This window comes from Microcoleus sp. BR0-C5, from assembly GCF_036705045.1.
GTDB lineage: Bacteria > Cyanobacteriota > Cyanobacteriia > Cyanobacteriales > Microcoleaceae > Microcoleus.
Map to the genome: position 1 here is coordinate 156,725 of NZ_JAUBTR010000001.1, position 19,734 is coordinate 176,458.

General features: G+C 45.4%; 3 protein-coding genes and 1 CRISPR repeat array (1 of these 4 running past the window's edge). All 3 genes read right to left on the bottom strand.

Annotated features, from left to right (window positions below; all coding sequences use genetic code 11):
- Positions 1-337: 337 nt before the first annotated feature.
- The 3 genes from QUB08_RS00635 to QUB08_RS32070 all read right to left on the bottom strand — a co-directional run bounded on the left by QUB08_RS00635 (position 338) and on the right by QUB08_RS32070 (position 3,192).
- Complete coding sequence (locus QUB08_RS00635) at positions 338-1,345, bottom strand: protochlorophyllide reductase (RefSeq protein ID WP_333099251.1); 1,008 nt, start codon at positions 1,343-1,345, stop codon at positions 338-340.
- 394 nt (positions 1,346-1,739) lie between these two features.
- Positions 1,740-2,858, bottom strand: a complete 1,119-nt coding sequence (locus tag QUB08_RS00640; protein WP_333222557.1) for an alkene reductase — start codon at positions 2,856-2,858, stop codon at positions 1,740-1,742.
- A gap of 124 nt (positions 2,859-2,982) precedes the next feature.
- Positions 2,983-3,192: a transposase gene (locus tag QUB08_RS32070; protein ID WP_445300875.1), complete on the bottom strand. Its 210-nt coding sequence runs from the start codon at positions 3,190-3,192 to the stop codon at positions 2,983-2,985.
- Positions 3,193-3,259: 67 nt separating this feature from the next.
- Positions 3,260-19,734: a CRISPR direct-repeat array (repeat unit 37 nt; unit sequence GTTTCAATCCCTGATAGGGTTTTAGGTTGTTTCCGGC); it runs 2,658 nt beyond the window's last position.

Here is a 19,734-nt window from a genome sequence, read left to right on the forward strand (position 1 = left end):
TGGAAGATGTGAGTTACGCCTGTTCCACAAGAGATAAATTTTCTTGTGGAACAGGCATCTTGCCTGTTCTGAAGAATGGTGGAAGATGTGAGTTACGCCTGTTCCACAAGAGATAAATTTTCTTGTGGAACAGGCATCTTGCCTGTTCTGAAGAATAGTGCAAAATGTGAGTTACAACCCGCAGAGCCACTAAAAAACCCGGTTTCTTTGATTTTGGTGCATCATACAAAATCCGAGTTTAATAACCCCTTTATTATTGAGTCAGCGTCTACCCACATCCTGTGCGTAGACGCCGTTTCAACAGCCAAGCCTGATCAAGGGGATTTGTAACTCTGAATTATGCAGACCGGCCCGCACCAGCCGCAGCACCCATTTGAGCCCCGTCAGTCAATCCCACCAACTTAGCACTCAACTCCCACATCCGCTCGCCTTTTTCATCATCGCGGGCCTGCGGAGAAACCTTCTGCACAAAAGACTTACCATCTTTTTTCTGGCGATTTCCCCAACTCCAATAAGCCCCAGATTGCTTGTACTCTGGATCAGCAACCACCATCGCCAGCCTTTCCCCCGCCAACTCCTGCGACACGTAACCCCCGGTGATATTCTTCTGAAACAGCGGGAACAGCTTCTGAAATAGGGGATAGTGATTGCGGAAAAGCGGCGTATCCGCAACGCATCCCGGATAAAGCGAAGTGAAAGTAATCCCGGTGGATTCGTGAAAGCGCCGGTGCAACTCCCGCATCGTCAGCACGTTGCAAACTTTGCTATCTTTATAAGCCTTGACAGGTTCAAACTTCTTGCCATCAACCATCGAAATCGGGTCTTTGAAACCCGCTTCAAAACCCTCAAACTTGCCTAAATCCGGGCGCGGCGGAATCTTCCCGCCCAACTCGTCTGGATTGTGAGTCACAGTTCCCAAAATCACGATTCTCGCATCGGAATAATAGGAAGGCTTCATATTTTCCATCATCAGGTTGCACAGCAGGAAATGACCCAGGTGATTGGTAGTCATTGTCAACTCGTAACCCTCCGGGCTTCGCAGCGGTTCCTTAATCAAAGGCATATAAATGGCAGCGTTACACACCAAAGCGTCCAGAGGCCTGCCGCTGGCCTTAAATGCGCGAGCAAATCGGCGCACACTCTCCAAATCGCCCAAGTCAATCTCCATGATGGAGAAACTGCCTTCAGGTATACCCAACTCTCGGGCGGCATCTCCGGCTTTCCGCACGTCCCGACAGGCCATGACTACGTGCCATCCCTTGTCTGCGAGAGCTTTCGCGCCGTACAAACCGACGCCGGAGGAAGCGCCGGTAATGATAACCGTTGATTTGTGATTTTGTGCCATCTTGTTAAAAGCGCTTCCGCTATTGATTTTTTTCAGGCACTCAAACGCTGAGCTAGCAGCTTGGATGTTTTCAAGTACCCTATGGTTATTAGGATATGGGGAAACGTTCTCGATCTCAACTGGGAGCCTCTCACTTTTGCAGCCAAGCTAGAAATTGGAGGCCCGAGACGGGAGGCAGGAGGCAGGAGACAGGAGGAAGAAGGAAGGAGGCAGAAGAAGTGTTTTTACAAATAGGAGATGCTCCATCTCAACTGACGATGAAAATTAAATATGACTCTAACTCCTCCTCCTCCTATTTTGAGAAATTAACCATACATCTTTTAGGGGCGGGTTCACCATTATCTATGATGCACATACTCGGTATTTATTGATAAACCCGCCCCAACCAACTCAACTAAGAAATAGCTGCAGGTTCCTGATACGTAGGGAAATCGATATAACCTTCAGGCCCAAAAGAATACCAGACGCCGACTTCAGCAGGCGGATTGAGTGGCCAACCATTAGTAAAACGCTCTACCAAATCGGGATTGCTGATAAAATCTCGACCAAAAGCTATTAAATCCGCAACTTTGCTGTTGAGGGCCGTTTCAGCCTGTTCTTGAGTATATCCGCAGTTGCCGACCAGTGGCCCTGAAAACACATCGCGAAACTCTCCTATCATCATCGGCGTTCCCAATTCATGAAAGCCAAAAGCCAAACCGTCTACCAAGTGAAGGTAAGCTAAATCATAGGCATTTAACTGCCCTGCGAAATACAGAAAATCTCCTCGATATTCTGGAGAACCCATGTCATTGTAAACACCGTTGGGAGAAAGCCTAACTCCCACTCTGTTGGCGGGAAATACTGTGAGAATCGCCTCGACAATTTCCTTAAGAAAACGGTAGCGATTTTCAACTGATCCGCCATAGGAATCAGTGCGGTGGTTGGTTTTGGTTTGCAGAAATGTGTCAATGAGATAGCCGTTTGCCGCGTGAATTTCTACACCGTCAAAACCTGCCATTTTTGCCCGTTCGGCCGCCTTGCGATAATCTTCTACAACCAGGGAGATTTCATCGGTTTCTAAAGCACGGGGAGTTTCGTAAGGTTGTTTGCCTATAGGGGTATGAATGCCTTCTCCGTTTATTTTGATGGCAGAGGGTGCAACTGGCAATTGGTTGTTTTGATGAAAACTGCTGTGGGAAGCTCGCCCGGTGTGCCAAAGCTGCATGAAAATCGGTGTTTCGTGAGCATGAACCGCAGTTACAATTTGTTTCCAAGCTGCGCCTTGCTCGTCTGAATAAATACCGGGTGTATTGAGCCAACCATTAGCTTGAGTAGAAACCACTGTGGCTTCTGTAATGATTAAACCAGCGGAGGATCGCTGAGTGTAATACTCTGCCATCAAGGCGTTGGGCATCCGCGCTTCACCGGCTCTGGCTCTCGTTAGGGGTGCCATGACTACCCGGTTTTTTAAGGGTAAATCTCCGATTTTGAAGGGACTGAGTAGGAGTGGAGAAGTTGTTTGATTGGTCATAATTTTGGTATTTTTTCAACTGAATAATCTGGGAAATCACATATAGCAACTGCCCGTGTTAGGATGCAAGGTGCAAGATATCCAAGGGTCGCCAAAACGTCAGCAATCAAACTCATCAAGCTGTTTACGAATTTGACTTTTTAGCCAAGACTCTTCTTTGTTCAATTTTGTTAAACTCTGGAGAGTATTGCGGTAAATATAATAGTCTACACCCTGCTGTTTGAATCAATTCCTGAATCTGACGACTTTTATCAAATGTGAGATTCTCCATCACCACTACCTGTGCTGTGGCAAGTGTTGGACGTAAACTTGTTTCCGGCGAAGAAGGAGTCAGGAGTCAGGAGTCAGGAGAAGAATACGCTCTTTCCTCCTGTCTCCTCCTCTGGTGAATACTTCCGAAGGTTTCAATCCCTGATAGGGTTTTAGGTTGTTTCCGGCGGAGTTCTCGGATTGCTCGGAATACGTCGGGGAGTTTCAATCCCTGATAGGGTTTTAGGTTGTTTCCGGCACTACTTCCCCATCTTGCATCAATTCCAATTTCTTCGTTTCAATCCCTGATAGGGTTTTAGGTTGTTTCCGGCTGACTGGATGGAGGAAATCATTACCCAAGTCAAGTTTCAATCCCTGATAGGGTTTTAGGTTGTTTCCGGCTGAAACTGCCGCGCTGGAATCGATCGCCGTGTGGCTTGTTTCAATCCCTGATAGGGTTTTAGGTTGTTTCCGGCGCAAGCTTTAGATATTCAATCAAAGCCTGAAGATTGTTTCAATCCCTGATAGGGTTTTAGGTTGTTTCCGGCCAAACCAGATTAGAGAGTCAATTGCAAGAATTAAGTTTCAATCCCTGATAGGGTTTTAGGTTGTTTCCGGCTTGCGAGATTGGTTGACTAGCTACGATGTGAAAGTTGAGTTTCAATCCCTGATAGGGTTTTAGGTTGTTTCCGGCATTACTGCGGTCTAGATACCTCTACAATGGGAAGTGATTAGTTTCAATCCCTGATAGGGTTTTAGGTTGTTTCCGGCGTCTTGCTCTACCTGCACCTTTGTCGTAGGCTTCTTTGTTTCAATCCCTGATAGGGTTTTAGGTTGTTTCCGGCCATAGCCTCTGGGAAGGCAATCATTACCAGGTAATCGTTTCAATCCCTGATAGGGTTTTAGGTTGTTTCCGGCAGTTTATCTCTGCATCCGATTCTGGTTCTGTTGAGTTTCAATCCCTGATAGGGTTTTAGGTTGTTTCCGGCACGAGAAGCACTTTATCAGGCAATGGAAACCACTATGTTTCAATCCCTGATAGGGTTTTAGGTTGTTTCCGGCTAAAAAAGCTGTAGGTTAAGTAGTTGTGCCAGCGTTTCAATCCCTGATAGGGTTTTAGGTTGTTTCCGGCCGAAATCCCAGAGTTTGGTAACACTCAGGAAGAGCAAAGTTTCAATCCCTGATAGGGTTTTAGGTTGTTTCCGGCCTCACATGAATCATGCCTGGACTAAAATGGTTCGTTTCAATCCCTGATAGGGTTTTAGGTTGTTTCCGGCTCAGAAGTGTATGCAAACCAATACTCCTTGCCGTTTCAATCCCTGATAGGGTTTTAGGTTGTTTCCGGCTTGACATTACCAACAAATGAATGATATCTTAGTGTTTCAATCCCTGATAGGGTTTTAGGTTGTTTCCGGCGTAATAGGTTACGTGCCTATTCTTGCGGTCTACCAGTTTCAATCCCTGATAGGGTTTTAGGTTGTTTCCGGCGTAGGTTCTCAGATTGCCATTAATCCAAAAAAGGTTTCAATCCCTGATAGGGTTTTAGGTTGTTTCCGGCTCGCCAGAGTGTTCTGCCGCCAAGTTTGCATCCCGAGTTTCAATCCCTGATAGGGTTTTAGGTTGTTTCCGGCCTCAGCCGTGTTTAATCCTAAGTAATTATTAGGAAATAAAGTTTCAATCCCTGATAGGGTTTTAGGTTGTTTCCGGCCCATACTCGCACAGTCACTAGCGGGCAAAATATTTCGTTTCAATCCCTGATAGGGTTTTAGGTTGTTTCCGGCCCGTTGCTTTTGGGTATTTTGTGCCGTCAATTTTCTCGTTTCAATCCCTGATAGGGTTTTAGGTTGTTTCCGGCCTTTGGCTACTTTTAGGGCATAACGTCGAGCTTCAAGTTTCAATCCCTGATAGGGTTTTAGGTTGTTTCCGGCTTTACATTAAAATTTAACGCCCCCATCAACCTATAAAGGTTTCAATCCCTGATAGGGTTTTAGGTTGTTTCCGGCCAGACGAACACTAACTCAAAACAGTCTAGAGTTTGTTTCAATCCCTGATAGGGTTTTAGGTTGTTTCCGGCCAGATATGATTTGATTCAGGCACACTGCTAGCAAATGTTTCAATCCCTGATAGGGTTTTAGGTTGTTTCCGGCATAAAGCCCCTAGACCGTGGTAACGACATGGTTTGGGTTTCAATCCCTGATAGGGTTTTAGGTTGTTTCCGGCCAAACCAGGTGCGAACATTCCGCTCCCCAACATTGAGTTTCAATCCCTGATAGGGTTTTAGGTTGTTTCCGGCTCCGCTCCCCAACATTGAAACATTCGGCAACTATCCGGTTTCAATCCCTGATAGGGTTTTAGGTTGTTTCCGGCTCCCGTGTAGTTTTTTCGCCAGTCCAGCATTACTCCGGTTTCAATCCCTGATAGGGTTTTAGGTTGTTTCCGGCGCCATATTTCAAAATATGATGAAAATGGCGAATTAACTGTTTCAATCCCTGATAGGGTTTTAGGTTGTTTCCGGCAGTGATAGCAAAAGTGATAGCAAACTCAACCATATCAATGTTTCAATCCCTGATAGGGTTTTAGGTTGTTTCCGGCGCATCACCAAGAAATATAGCAGCTTCATCAAAAAGGTTTCAATCCCTGATAGGGTTTTAGGTTGTTTCCGGCGCTAAGGGTAATTATGCCTTGCCGCTCACCCTTCCAGTGTTTCAATCCCTGATAGGGTTTTAGGTTGTTTCCGGCGCTGTGGTTCAGGAGGAGGGATTATGAATCTACGTTTCAATCCCTGATAGGGTTTTAGGTTGTTTCCGGCCAAATGCCTTAAAAAGCTTAGCCCGCATTTTAGAAGTTTCAATCCCTGATAGGGTTTTAGGTTGTTTCCGGCTGTGCCTCAATAATTTTTTGTGCAGGCACAAGTGTAAGTTTCAATCCCTGATAGGGTTTTAGGTTGTTTCCGGCGTTATCAGGGATATCGTGACGACTATCAGGGTTAGTGTTTCAATCCCTGATAGGGTTTTAGGTTGTTTCCGGCTTGTGGCCCAGGAAGAAGGCAGAGGCCCAGCGCGGGTGTACCGAGTTTCAATCCCTGATAGGGTTTTAGGTTGTTTCCGGCCTGGCTTCATCATTCCCCCGGTGCTGGTACGGGATAGGTTTCAATCCCTGATAGGGTTTTAGGTTGTTTCCGGCTTAGACAGTGTAAGACAAAGTGTAGACAGTGTAAGTTTCAATCCCTGATAGGGTTTTAGGTTGTTTCCGGCTGTCCCTAAGAATTTTGGGAATTCTACTAAAAGCTTGTTTCAATCCCTGATAGGGTTTTAGGTTGTTTCCGGCGCTTGCATTGTATTAATAATTTGAGGACCAGTATCTTGGTTTCAATCCCTGATAGGGTTTTAGGTTGTTTCCGGCTTAAATTGCCTCAATCTTTTTTAGTATCTCGTGCTTTGCCTGTTTCAATCCCTGATAGGGTTTTAGGTTGTTTCCGGCTCAACTATCCGAGCGTTTATGTCGGCGCTGCTAGTTTCAATCCCTGATAGGGTTTTAGGTTGTTTCCGGCACACCCATCATCGGCAGGCTCAGAAGTGGGTGTAAGGCTTGTTTCAATCCCTGATAGGGTTTTAGGTTGTTTCCGGCGCGCTTAGTCGGGGAGTGAATTCGTGGGGTGGTTTGTTTCAATCCCTGATAGGGTTTTAGGTTGTTTCCGGCCACAGCTCGCCACTTATCAAAACTATGGTAATTTTTAGTTTCAATCCCTGATAGGGTTTTAGGTTGTTTCCGGCGCAAAATATTCAGTTAAGCCCGATGAATTTATTGTTTCAATCCCTGATAGGGTTTTAGGTTGTTTCCGGCCCTAGCCAAGAGGTTAGCGAGTTACAGATTAAATTAAGTGAGTTTCAATCCCTGATAGGGTTTTAGGTTGTTTCCGGCCTTTCTTGGATATCAAGCCTTTACTCTCGCGTTTCAATCCCTGATAGGGTTTTAGGTTGTTTCCGGCAAGGGGCATCCCTACGATGCGATCGCCCTACCGCATCCCGTTTCAATCCCTGATAGGGTTTTAGGTTGTTTCCGGCCGGCAGCCACTCTGGAATAAAGCTGAATCCGTAAGTTTCAATCCCTGATAGGGTTTTAGGTTGTTTCCGGCCGGACGCTCCATCTTGGAGCCGACTGTGCAAACACATCTGGTTTCAATCCCTGATAGGGTTTTAGGTTGTTTCCGGCGATTCTTGAGCTTCTTTCTGGTATAATTCAAGTTTCAATCCCTGATAGGGTTTTAGGTTGTTTCCGGCCTCAGTATTCTGGTAGAGATATTTGTCCGAGCTGTGTTTCAATCCCTGATAGGGTTTTAGGTTGTTTCCGGCTTACAATCAAATCTTTGAATGTAAGCTTCATTGGAGTTTCAATCCCTGATAGGGTTTTAGGTTGTTTCCGGCGACCTTTTTTCTGAGTTTGGGCTTTTACAAGTTTGTTTCAATCCCTGATAGGGTTTTAGGTTGTTTCCGGCCACACGGCTCCTAAGTTCTGCTAGTCGCATAATTTTGCTTGTTTCAATCCCTGATAGGGTTTTAGGTTGTTTCCGGCATCGGGGTAAATTTTGCGCGGGTCTATGATTATGCAGTTTCAATCCCTGATAGGGTTTTAGGTTGTTTCCGGCTGGTAACATACCTGACACTGTTGGTAACATACTAAGTAAGTTTCAATCCCTGATAGGGTTTTAGGTTGTTTCCGGCTGGTAACATACCTGACACTGTTGGTAACATACTAAGTAAGTTTCAATCCCTGATAGGGTTTTAGGTTGTTTCCGGCGCAAGCATATTGACACCGTGTGATGATTCCATAGTTTCAATCCCTGATAGGGTTTTAGGTTGTTTCCGGCCGGGTGTTGGCGATGGTATTGGCTGTATTGTTTAGTTTCAATCCCTGATAGGGTTTTAGGTTGTTTCCGGCATGACTCTCACAACACTCGATTAGACTACATACCCAGTTTCAATCCCTGATAGGGTTTTAGGTTGTTTCCGGCTCATTATCGGGAGGGGATTTAGATGAAGGGTACGCTGTTTCAATCCCTGATAGGGTTTTAGGTTGTTTCCGGCTTTGGCAGGGATGCCAATCGCGCGGCCGCCCAAGTTTCAATCCCTGATAGGGTTTTAGGTTGTTTCCGGCATGCCTGGAGGAGGCATCCGGCACAGTGGAGTCAATGGGAAAGTTTCAATCCCTGATAGGGTTTTAGGTTGTTTCCGGCTTAGAGGGTTAATTCTATAGTGCTTAAGAAACGTTTCAATCCCTGATAGGGTTTTAGGTTGTTTCCGGCTTGATGCTCAATCACGTTATCTTCAATACGATGAGGTTAGTTTCAATCCCTGATAGGGTTTTAGGTTGTTTCCGGCAAAAAGGCGGCTCCACCGCAGAAGCCACCCTCGCAAAGTTTCAATCCCTGATAGGGTTTTAGGTTGTTTCCGGCCATAATTGCAAAGCTCGGCAATTCCATAGCCAGGATCGTTTCAATCCCTGATAGGGTTTTAGGTTGTTTCCGGCTTTAGCGGCGGTTTTCGACGACTCCCTCTTAAAATAAGTTTCAATCCCTGATAGGGTTTTAGGTTGTTTCCGGCGCGTGTTGTGGAATTCTATGGAGTTTTAGACTGAAATGTTTCAATCCCTGATAGGGTTTTAGGTTGTTTCCGGCTGTTAGGCATTTTGGCAATCTTAGCAAAATTGAGTTTCAATCCCTGATAGGGTTTTAGGTTGTTTCCGGCCTTGATCGATGCTCTCTAAATAAACCTTCCGTCGGTGAGTTTCAATCCCTGATAGGGTTTTAGGTTGTTTCCGGCCTGTTGTCCCGGTTCCACTTCTGCTGGTAGCGCAGCGTTTCAATCCCTGATAGGGTTTTAGGTTGTTTCCGGCGCAAACAAAATGCAGAAATTAATCAAAGCACTGTTTCAATCCCTGATAGGGTTTTAGGTTGTTTCCGGCGGCTAAGAAGCAATCCCCCATGTGGCACTGGGGGGATGTTTCAATCCCTGATAGGGTTTTAGGTTGTTTCCGGCGCACTGCACGGAACCGAGCCAAAATGGGAGTTTAACAGTTTCAATCCCTGATAGGGTTTTAGGTTGTTTCCGGCGATTAAAGAATCTACATCATCATCATCTGAAACACGTTTCAATCCCTGATAGGGTTTTAGGTTGTTTCCGGCCTGATGGTGAACTCAGAGAGGTAGAACTTCCTAAGTTTCAATCCCTGATAGGGTTTTAGGTTGTTTCCGGCTCACTGACTGAATTAGCCATCATTGCGAAGGATGAAGGTTTCAATCCCTGATAGGGTTTTAGGTTGTTTCCGGCCCAGTCACTTATCCCCTGTTGTGCAGCTAGCTCAGTTTCAATCCCTGATAGGGTTTTAGGTTGTTTCCGGCAATGATGAATATGGCACTAAAACCGCCCCTATTGTTTCAATCCCTGATAGGGTTTTAGGTTGTTTCCGGCTCGCCCCACCGCAATTTTTGGCTGATTTTTCTGATACGTTTCAATCCCTGATAGGGTTTTAGGTTGTTTCCGGCTTGTGTTGGTTTTCCCAGTGTCACGAATGGCGAGTAATGATTCGTTTCAATCCCTGATAGGGTTTTAGGTTGTTTCCGGCGCAAAATCGACACAGACACCGATATTATGTTTTTAGGGTTTCAATCCCTGATAGGGTTTTAGGTTGTTTCCGGCTGAGTTAAATAAGTAGGGTGCGGGTTAGCCGCCGCGTTTCAATCCCTGATAGGGTTTTAGGTTGTTTCCGGCTGGCAGGCAACTTGCGAGCCGGGTAGTTGGTACACCGTTTCAATCCCTGATAGGGTTTTAGGTTGTTTCCGGCCCGACAGCCCTCAGCCGAGGCGCGCCCGAATATTGTTTCAATCCCTGATAGGGTTTTAGGTTGTTTCCGGCTCCAGTCCTTGCTGGAATCCAAAAATTTCTCCAGTTTCAATCCCTGATAGGGTTTTAGGTTGTTTCCGGCTAGGTGTCGCCCCAGGCACCTTGCGCCAAGGGTACTCCTTGTTTCAATCCCTGATAGGGTTTTAGGTTGTTTCCGGCTTTTGTTACTCGCTGAGAAATCGGCGGGTATTTTTTTGTTTCAATCCCTGATAGGGTTTTAGGTTGTTTCCGGCTTACATTTCGAGGCAATAACTACCTCCCAGATTGGGGGTTTCAATCCCTGATAGGGTTTTAGGTTGTTTCCGGCGCTTACTTAATATTTTATAATCCCCCCACTTAGAGTTTCAATCCCTGATAGGGTTTTAGGTTGTTTCCGGCTCGGCATTTTGCGATCGCTTTCAAGTGCGAAGTAAAGTTTCAATCCCTGATAGGGTTTTAGGTTGTTTCCGGCTCAAAAGTGCCTCAAATGCCCTTTTTTAAGGGGATAGTTTCAATCCCTGATAGGGTTTTAGGTTGTTTCCGGCATCAAAGGTACTCGCAGCAACCGCGCCCGGAGTAATGTTTCAATCCCTGATAGGGTTTTAGGTTGTTTCCGGCCTGCTAGCAAATTACCTTATCTGTCAAGGTGGATAGTTTCAATCCCTGATAGGGTTTTAGGTTGTTTCCGGCCTCAACAACAGCAACATCAGGGGTAATATGGATTGGGTTTCAATCCCTGATAGGGTTTTAGGTTGTTTCCGGCTTTAGCCAAGAATTAAAATAAGAATTATTGGCTGTAAGTTTCAATCCCTGATAGGGTTTTAGGTTGTTTCCGGCTTAAGATGTCTTACAAAACCCGATTGAGTATGTAAGTTTCAATCCCTGATAGGGTTTTAGGTTGTTTCCGGCTGTTGCTTTACCCTGGTACCCAGATTCAGGGCCGTTTCAATCCCTGATAGGGTTTTAGGTTGTTTCCGGCATAAGGATAGGCTAGGAATCTATCATCTAATTGCGCGTTTCAATCCCTGATAGGGTTTTAGGTTGTTTCCGGCTTACTTTCGTACAGTAGTCTCGCCTGTATTTTGCGTTTCAATCCCTGATAGGGTTTTAGGTTGTTTCCGGCGTCTGTGCGATCGGTACTAGATGGCGAGTAAATGGTTTCAATCCCTGATAGGGTTTTAGGTTGTTTCCGGCCGGTGAAAGAGTGAATAAACTATCATTGTTAGCGTTTCAATCCCTGATAGGGTTTTAGGTTGTTTCCGGCATAAATGGGGACTTTCTGCGTGCATTGCTTTTTCAGCAGTTTCAATCCCTGATAGGGTTTTAGGTTGTTTCCGGCAAAATTTTCGCCGAAAGGCGGGAAGAAATTATTAAGTTTCAATCCCTGATAGGGTTTTAGGTTGTTTCCGGCCCACTCTCGGTGTTGGAATGTGGGGGAGTCCTACCCATGTTTCAATCCCTGATAGGGTTTTAGGTTGTTTCCGGCCTAAATCCCCAGCAGCTTTTGGTTGGAAACCTGAAACGTTTCAATCCCTGATAGGGTTTTAGGTTGTTTCCGGCAATCCTTTCGGAGAAAGGGTGTTTGACGTTGATTGAGCGAAGTTTCAATCCCTGATAGGGTTTTAGGTTGTTTCCGGCTTGATATTGCCTGATGTCAGCCATCATTTCGATGGTTTCAATCCCTGATAGGGTTTTAGGTTGTTTCCGGCTCAAAAGTTTTAGCTAATTCATCAACATCCCAAAGTTTCAATCCCTGATAGGGTTTTAGGTTGTTTCCGGCCGACGGAGTTTTTCTATTTCCGCTCAAATTCCAAGTTTCAATCCCTGATAGGGTTTTAGGTTGTTTCCGGCGGTATAATTCCTATTTTAGGCGCTTTAACGGGAGGCTTAGTTTCAATCCCTGATAGGGTTTTAGGTTGTTTCCGGCATTATTGGGCAAGTATACTCGATAAGCGATACCTCGGTTTCAATCCCTGATAGGGTTTTAGGTTGTTTCCGGCATTATGTTTCAAGAAATCTTCGTACAGTACATCGTTTCAATCCCTGATAGGGTTTTAGGTTGTTTCCGGCTTCACTTCTGGTACAAATATCTGGATGGGTTTTAATTACGTTTCAATCCCTGATAGGGTTTTAGGTTGTTTCCGGCTGTGATTGTCAATCAGTACGGTAAACTCTTGAATGATTGTTTCAATCCCTGATAGGGTTTTAGGTTGTTTCCGGCAAGATGAATCAGATGGCAGTGGTGGCGGGTGTGGCACTGTTTCAATCCCTGATAGGGTTTTAGGTTGTTTCCGGCTTGTCCGCGATTGGACAGCTTTGTCCATATCTGACGTTTCAATCCCTGATAGGGTTTTAGGTTGTTTCCGGCTTTTTCATAAAGGCTTATATAAGGTTCCTTTGTGTTTCAATCCCTGATAGGGTTTTAGGTTGTTTCCGGCTTTTGATCTAGTTTGCAGGGGTGCTTGATGATTGTTTCAATCCCTGATAGGGTTTTAGGTTGTTTCCGGCCCCTCTGCCACGCTCCTGCACATACCGCCCTCTGCAGTTTCAATCCCTGATAGGGTTTTAGGTTGTTTCCGGCTGCAAGCTTCTAATTTCCTCTCCCTTGATTTTTCGCCACTGTTTCAATCCCTGATAGGGTTTTAGGTTGTTTCCGGCCCGTGAATTCCAATCTCCCAAGCGCAATTGTGAAGTTTCAATCCCTGATAGGGTTTTAGGTTGTTTCCGGCTTGATTGCATTGTCAATTGCATTATCGATTTCAGGTTTCAATCCCTGATAGGGTTTTAGGTTGTTTCCGGCTAATTCCGACAAGATAGGCATAGCCATCTTTAACGGTCGTTTCAATCCCTGATAGGGTTTTAGGTTGTTTCCGGCCCAGAGAAAATGAAAGATAGTGATAAAATAATTTTAAGTTTCAATCCCTGATAGGGTTTTAGGTTGTTTCCGGCGTGAACAGCCTTCTAGAAGTCGGTCTAGCGCGGTACTCTGTTTCAATCCCTGATAGGGTTTTAGGTTGTTTCCGGCAAAGGAGCATTCGTTAGAATCGATTCGGTTACAGAAAGCGAGTTTCAATCCCTGATAGGGTTTTAGGTTGTTTCCGGCTTTGCGCGGTTGTGGTGTCGATCGTGGTGTCAATTTGTTTCAATCCCTGATAGGGTTTTAGGTTGTTTCCGGCTCGAACTGCGTAAAGGCAGATTTGGAGCATCGCTAAGTTTCAATCCCTGATAGGGTTTTAGGTTGTTTCCGGCACAAAGCGTCTGGATGTAAGATGTCATCGTGGTCAAGCATGTTTCAATCCCTGATAGGGTTTTAGGTTGTTTCCGGCGTTGAGCGCACCCATCAAGCGGTAGAGTACACGCAGGTTTCAATCCCTGATAGGGTTTTAGGTTGTTTCCGGCAAAGGATTACAAGACTTAATGATTTGAGCGTCACCGTTTCAATCCCTGATAGGGTTTTAGGTTGTTTCCGGCTCTGGTAAGAATGATTAAGAGCTTTGCTTTTTTCGTTTCAATCCCTGATAGGGTTTTAGGTTGTTTCCGGCGGCGAGCGGCAGGGGATACTCACACTCTCTGATGTTTCAATCCCTGATAGGGTTTTAGGTTGTTTCCGGCGGATCAATCAAAGCTACAATTTACCAGTACCCAGTTTCAATCCCTGATAGGGTTTTAGGTTGTTTCCGGCGTCAGCATTCAGCTTTGGGCAAGTTGTTGGGATATCGGTTTCAATCCCTGATAGGGTTTTAGGTTGTTTCCGGCGCTCGTCTCCAAAATTCGATCGCCCGCTTCACTTTCGTTTCAATCCCTGATAGGGTTTTAGGTTGTTTCCGGCTTTCTTCTCATCCCGTACAGCTTCAAGGGCCCATTTCGTTTCAATCCCTGATAGGGTTTTAGGTTGTTTCCGGCCGCACTCAACACTCACAGCGCTTTAAACAGTCCTATGTTTCAATCCCTGATAGGGTTTTAGGTTGTTTCCGGCAAATAGAAGTGCTTTATACTACCGAAGCAGTGGCTGTTTCAATCCCTGATAGGGTTTTAGGTTGTTTCCGGCATGCTGACGCGCAACAGTACAAAGAAGCACACAGTTTCAATCCCTGATAGGGTTTTAGGTTGTTTCCGGCGGACTGACGACTGGTGATTAATAACCTACTACCAAGTTTCAATCCCTGATAGGGTTTTAGGTTGTTTCCGGCCTGCGATCGGGCAAGCTGCTAGTTTTACAGCTCCGCATAAAGTTTCAATCCCTGATAGGGTTTTAGGTTGTTTCCGGCTACCCGAACCCTTATAAGTAGCTTTGGCAATACTGGTTTCAATCCCTGATAGGGTTTTAGGTTGTTTCCGGCGCATCCAGTCCGATAGTTATTTCGGTCAGTGTAGTTTCAATCCCTGATAGGGTTTTAGGTTGTTTCCGGCCCTTTAACAGTAAAACTTTCAAGGTTTCCCTGGTTGTTTCAATCCCTGATAGGGTTTTAGGTTGTTTCCGGCACATTAACCATCCCTGCTAAAGCTACAAGCATTCACGTTTCAATCCCTGATAGGGTTTTAGGTTGTTTCCGGCTTAGAAAGGATTTACCAGAGGACATATTCATTGCGTTTCAATCCCTGATAGGGTTTTAGGTTGTTTCCGGCGTTGACAGATGTCTCTATACGGATCTACAATCAGTTAGCTAGTTTCAATCCCTGATAGGGTTTTAGGTTGTTTCCGGCTATAGCTCACAAAGCTAGCCATGCCTGCTAGGGGTTTCAATCCCTGATAGGGTTTTAGGTTGTTTCCGGCTGTGACACCATCGTCCTATTGCTCCCTCGTCTGAGACGTTTCAATCCCTGATAGGGTTTTAGGTTGTTTCCGGCAACATCAACAGCGCCGCGAGATGCAGCCGTTCGGTTTCAATCCCTGATAGGGTTTTAGGTTGTTTCCGGCCTAATAGCGATTCCGAATGCAGCAGCTATTGCCATAGGTTTCAATCCCTGATAGGGTTTTAGGTTGTTTCCGGCAAGCAGGCGAATTCGATCGCTCTCTAACTCCTCAGTTTCAATCCCTGATAGGGTTTTAGGTTGTTTCCGGCTCAAAGGTGATTATCTATGCTCGTGATGATGACGAGTTTCAATCCCTGATAGGGTTTTAGGTTGTTTCCGGCTCTACCAATCTTGGTTTAGAGCCAAAAGCTTTTAAAGTTTCAATCCCTGATAGGGTTTTAGGTTGTTTCCGGCGGCAATCTCAGTTATCCCTGGCGTGAATTTTGCCATCATGTTTCAATCCCTGATAGGGTTTTAGGTTGTTTCCGGCTTTACATTCCTTTGGTAATGCTTCTTGCAAATTTACTACGGATAGAGTTTCAATCCCTGATAGGGTTTTAGGTTGTTTCCGGCGTTGGGGATGGATGTCAAGCTCCGGGATTCGTGTTTCAATCCCTGATAGGGTTTTAGGTTGTTTCCGGCCGAGCTCTGAGGTTCAATCGCTCATTGGAATCAGTTTCAATCCCTGATAGGGTTTTAGGTTGTTTCCGGCTTTATGACGATGAAGGTACACCGGGATTGCAAATTGTTTCAATCCCTGATAGGGTTTTAGGTTGTTTCCGGCTCAGAAACTGGCTCAAAGAGTAGTCCAGGAGCCACGCAAAGTTTCAATCCCTGATAGGGTTTTAGGTTGTTTCCGGCTTGATATGCAGCAACAAACCGATTTTCGTAGGTGAGTTTCAATCCCTGATAGGGTTTTAGGTTGTTTCCGGCTTGCGATCGCTCTCACCATACCCGATAGTTTAGTTACTCAGTTTCAATCCCTGATAGGGTTTTAGGTTGTTTCCGGCCAGCGCCAAGAAAATGCTTAAGATTCTAGCCATCATTGTTTCAATCCCTGATAGGGTTTTAGGTTGTTTCCGGCTCAGTGCCGGAATGATTGGCTTGGGCGCGGTGAACAAGTTTCAATCCCTGATAGGGTTTTAGGTTGTTTCCGGCTTGAGCTTTTCTTCTAAAACTGGCTTAAGGCAATTTTTCACAGTTTCAATCCCTGATAGGGTTTTAGGTTGTTTCCGGCGAGCGCGAGCATGGCAGCCCTGGGCTAGTGATTCTGGTTTCAATCCCTGATAGGGTTTTAGGTTGTTTCCGGCGAAATACATCACCTGGATTTCGTAAGCCATAATCATGTTTCAATCCCTGATAGGGTTTTAGGTTGTTTCCGGCTGAAAATAGTCAGTTTTTCGGTGTCTTGGGTAAGTTTCAATCCCTGATAGGGTTTTAGGTTGTTTCCGGCTCAATTTGGCTTAATGCACTCTGGCAAGCTTGCTCGTTTCAATCCCTGATAGGGTTTTAGGTTGTTTCCGGCTCGTGGCTGGGCGATCGATATCGAGGGGAACGCTCGTTTCAATCCCTGATAGGGTTTTAGGTTGTTTCCGGCCTTTTGGAGGACGCGGGACGATCGCAACCATTGAAGTTTCAATCCCTGATAGGGTTTTAGGTTGTTTCCGGCGAAAATTGTTGACAAAAGTAATGAAGCTAAATAGCTATGTTTCAATCCCTGATAGGGTTTTAGGTTGTTTCCGGCCATTTGAACCCAAGGTCTAGTGTTAATATTGCAGAAGTTTCAATCCCTGATAGGGTTTTAGGTTGTTTCCGGCTAAAGGGCCGCCCTTCTCGACTAGGTATGTGAGATTGCGTTTCAATCCCTGATAGGGTTTTAGGTTGTTTCCGGCGGAGATGGGAGAGTATTCCTATGAGGGAACCTTGTTTCAATCCCTGATAGGGTTTTAGGTTGTTTCCGGCGTAAAATTCCGAGGGTTAAGGTCGGGTTTTTGGCTGTTTCAATCCCTGATAGGGTTTTAGGTTGTTTCCGGCGCGGGAGCGTTTGCTCTGGCAATGAGTCTTTGGCGTTTCAATCCCTGATAGGGTTTTAGGTTGTTTCCGGCCTGCTGCTGTTTCTTCCTCTGTCAATTGTGAGTCTTTGTTTCAATCCCTGATAGGGTTTTAGGTTGTTTCCGGCGTATATAAATCAAAGGATAAACTGTATGTTGCTTCGTTTCAATCCCTGATAGGGTTTTAGGTTGTTTCCGGCTACAAAAATTGAATCAATAGGAACTGCAAAATCTAGTTTCAATCCCTGATAGGGTTTTAGGTTGTTTCCGGCTCACAGCGCCAGCTCAAACCGATTAAAAATCTAGGTTTCAATCCCTGATAGGGTTTTAGGTTGTTTCCGGCTGCTTGCGCTTTGTGCATCGCTTGCTTTGTCTTGCCGTTTCAATCCCTGATAGGGTTTTAGGTTGTTTCCGGCGCAACCCCTCGATCGAAATCTTGCTTTCAACTACGTTTCAATCCCTGATAGGGTTTTAGGTTGTTTCCGGCAATCTTTAGTTTCTGTTGGCATCTGAGGCAATATCGAGTTTCAATCCCTGATAGGGTTTTAGGTTGTTTCCGGCGCTCAAGATTGGCAAGCGCCAGCCGGGGGTTCAACGTTTCAATCCCTGATAGGGTTTTAGGTTGTTTCCGGCGGTGCGGTCGGAGCGGTTGGATCTATCGGCTCTTGCCAGTTTCAATCCCTGATAGGGTTTTAGGTTGTTTCCGGCAAAAAAGCTCAGATAGTTGATGGTAAAAAGTCACCGCTAGTTTCAATCCCTGATAGGGTTTTAGGTTGTTTCCGGCGGTGACTTCAATTCTGCCGATTGTTACGATCGCATCTAGTTTCAATCCCTGATAGGGTTTTAGGTTGTTTCCGGCCCTGCTAGAGTGCGAGTGTGGCTGATGATGATTGCTGTTTCAATCCCTGATAGGGTTTTAGGTTGTTTCCGGCGATCGGGAACGGCAAAATCCTTGATTGAGTATTCAGTTTCAATCCCTGATAGGGTTTTAGGTTGTTTCCGGCCTAAATCGCTGATAAAAGCCGAGATAGGCGATCGAGACTGGAGGTTTCAATCCCTGATAGGGTTTTAGGTTGTTTCCGGCGTTATGGAAAAATAGGATTAACTTCTCACGTAAGTGGGTTTCAATCCCTGATAGGGTTTTAGGTTGTTTCCGGCCAGCGAGAGGAATCGTTGCGAAAGCCCCAAAAATGTTTCAATCCCTGATAGGGTTTTAGGTTGTTTCCGGCGAGCGGCGAGGCTCTTTTGGGAATATGGAACAAAGTTTCAATCCCTGATAGGGTTTTAGGTTGTTTCCGGCACTTGCTCTTATTAACTAATAGTATCACACACCGGTTTCAATCCCTGATAGGGTTTTAGGTTGTTTCCGGCTTAGCAGTTGTTGCAGTTTGGTTGGCTCTTTCTGTGCGTTTCAATCCCTGATAGGGTTTTAGGTTGTTTCCGGCAAGCTCCCGCTGGCACTGAGCGCTGAGATTAGTTAAAGCAGTTTCAATCCCTGATAGGGTTTTAGGTTGTTTCCGGCGTCTTCTAAGTCGTCAACTTGAAAGAAGCCTTTGCTGTTTCAATCCCTGATAGGGTTTTAGGTTGTTTCCGGCCCAGCCTTTACATTAGTACATTGATAAATTTGGTTAGAGGAGTTTCAATCCCTGATAGGGTTTTAGGTTGTTTCCGGCGGCTAATCTATATGAATTAGAAAGATGGCGGCTGTTTCAATCCCTGATAGGGTTTTAGGTTGTTTCCGGCCTACCTCGGTTTTAGCTCCCGCTACGCTAACCGAGCCTTTGTTTCAATCCCTGATAGGGTTTTAGGTTGTTTCCGGCGCAGTATTCGGCAAAGTCCGCATATTGCCGTTTGGTTTCAATCCCTGATAGGGTTTTAGGTTGTTTCCGGCTTGATTGACCCTAATGCAATTTCTCGCGTGACTGACTTGCTCAGTTTCAATCCCTGATAGGGTTTTAGGTTGTTTCCGGCGGCCCAAATCAATCGGGAGACTCTGTGGCAAATCGTTTCAATCCCTGATAGGGTTTTAGGTTGTTTCCGGCCCAGGCGAAAAACTGCCACCACCTACAACTCTAAGAGTTTCGTTTCAATCCCTGATAGGGTTTTAGGTTGTTTCCGGCGCAACAAAGATGAGAAGTCTCTAAGTGAAACGAAAAGTTTCAATCCCTGATAGGGTTTTAGGTTGTTTCCGGCTCTAAGGTGGTTTTGTCGATTCCACTGATGAGTAGATTAATGTTTCAATCCCTGATAGGGTTTTAGGTTGTTTCCGGCTGTAAGATTGAGCCATACATTCTTCCTGGTTGATTGAGTTTCAATCCCTGATAGGGTTTTAGGTTGTTTCCGGCTTTTTCTGCTAATTCACGATCAATCACGATTTTATGTTTCAATCCCTGATAGGGTTTTAGGTTGTTTCCGGCCTCTGGTGGCCACATCGTGTGCCTAGTCGGTTACGACACTGATAGTTTCAATCCCTGATAGGGTTTTAGGTTGTTTCCGGCGCAGCCAAGTTCGCACCCTCTGCTATCGCTCAAATAGGTTTCAATCCCTGATAGGGTTTTAGGTTGTTTCCGGCGGTAGTATTACCTAACCCCGACACCATCAACATCACTGGTTTCAATCCCTGATAGGGTTTTAGGTTGTTTCCGGCTCGAATGAAAGATGTGATGAATTGATTAATAACGTTTCAATCCCTGATAGGGTTTTAGGTTGTTTCCGGCATTACAAGAATCTATAGATTTCACTCCTAATAGTTCAGTTTCAATCCCTGATAGGGTTTTAGGTTGTTTCCGGCGGAAGCGGTGCATATATTCTCTCAGAGATATCTTAAGTTTCAATCCCTGATAGGGTTTTAGGTTGTTTCCGGCTTGGGGTTTTAGCTCTCTTGTGCGTTCCAAGCCATCGGGT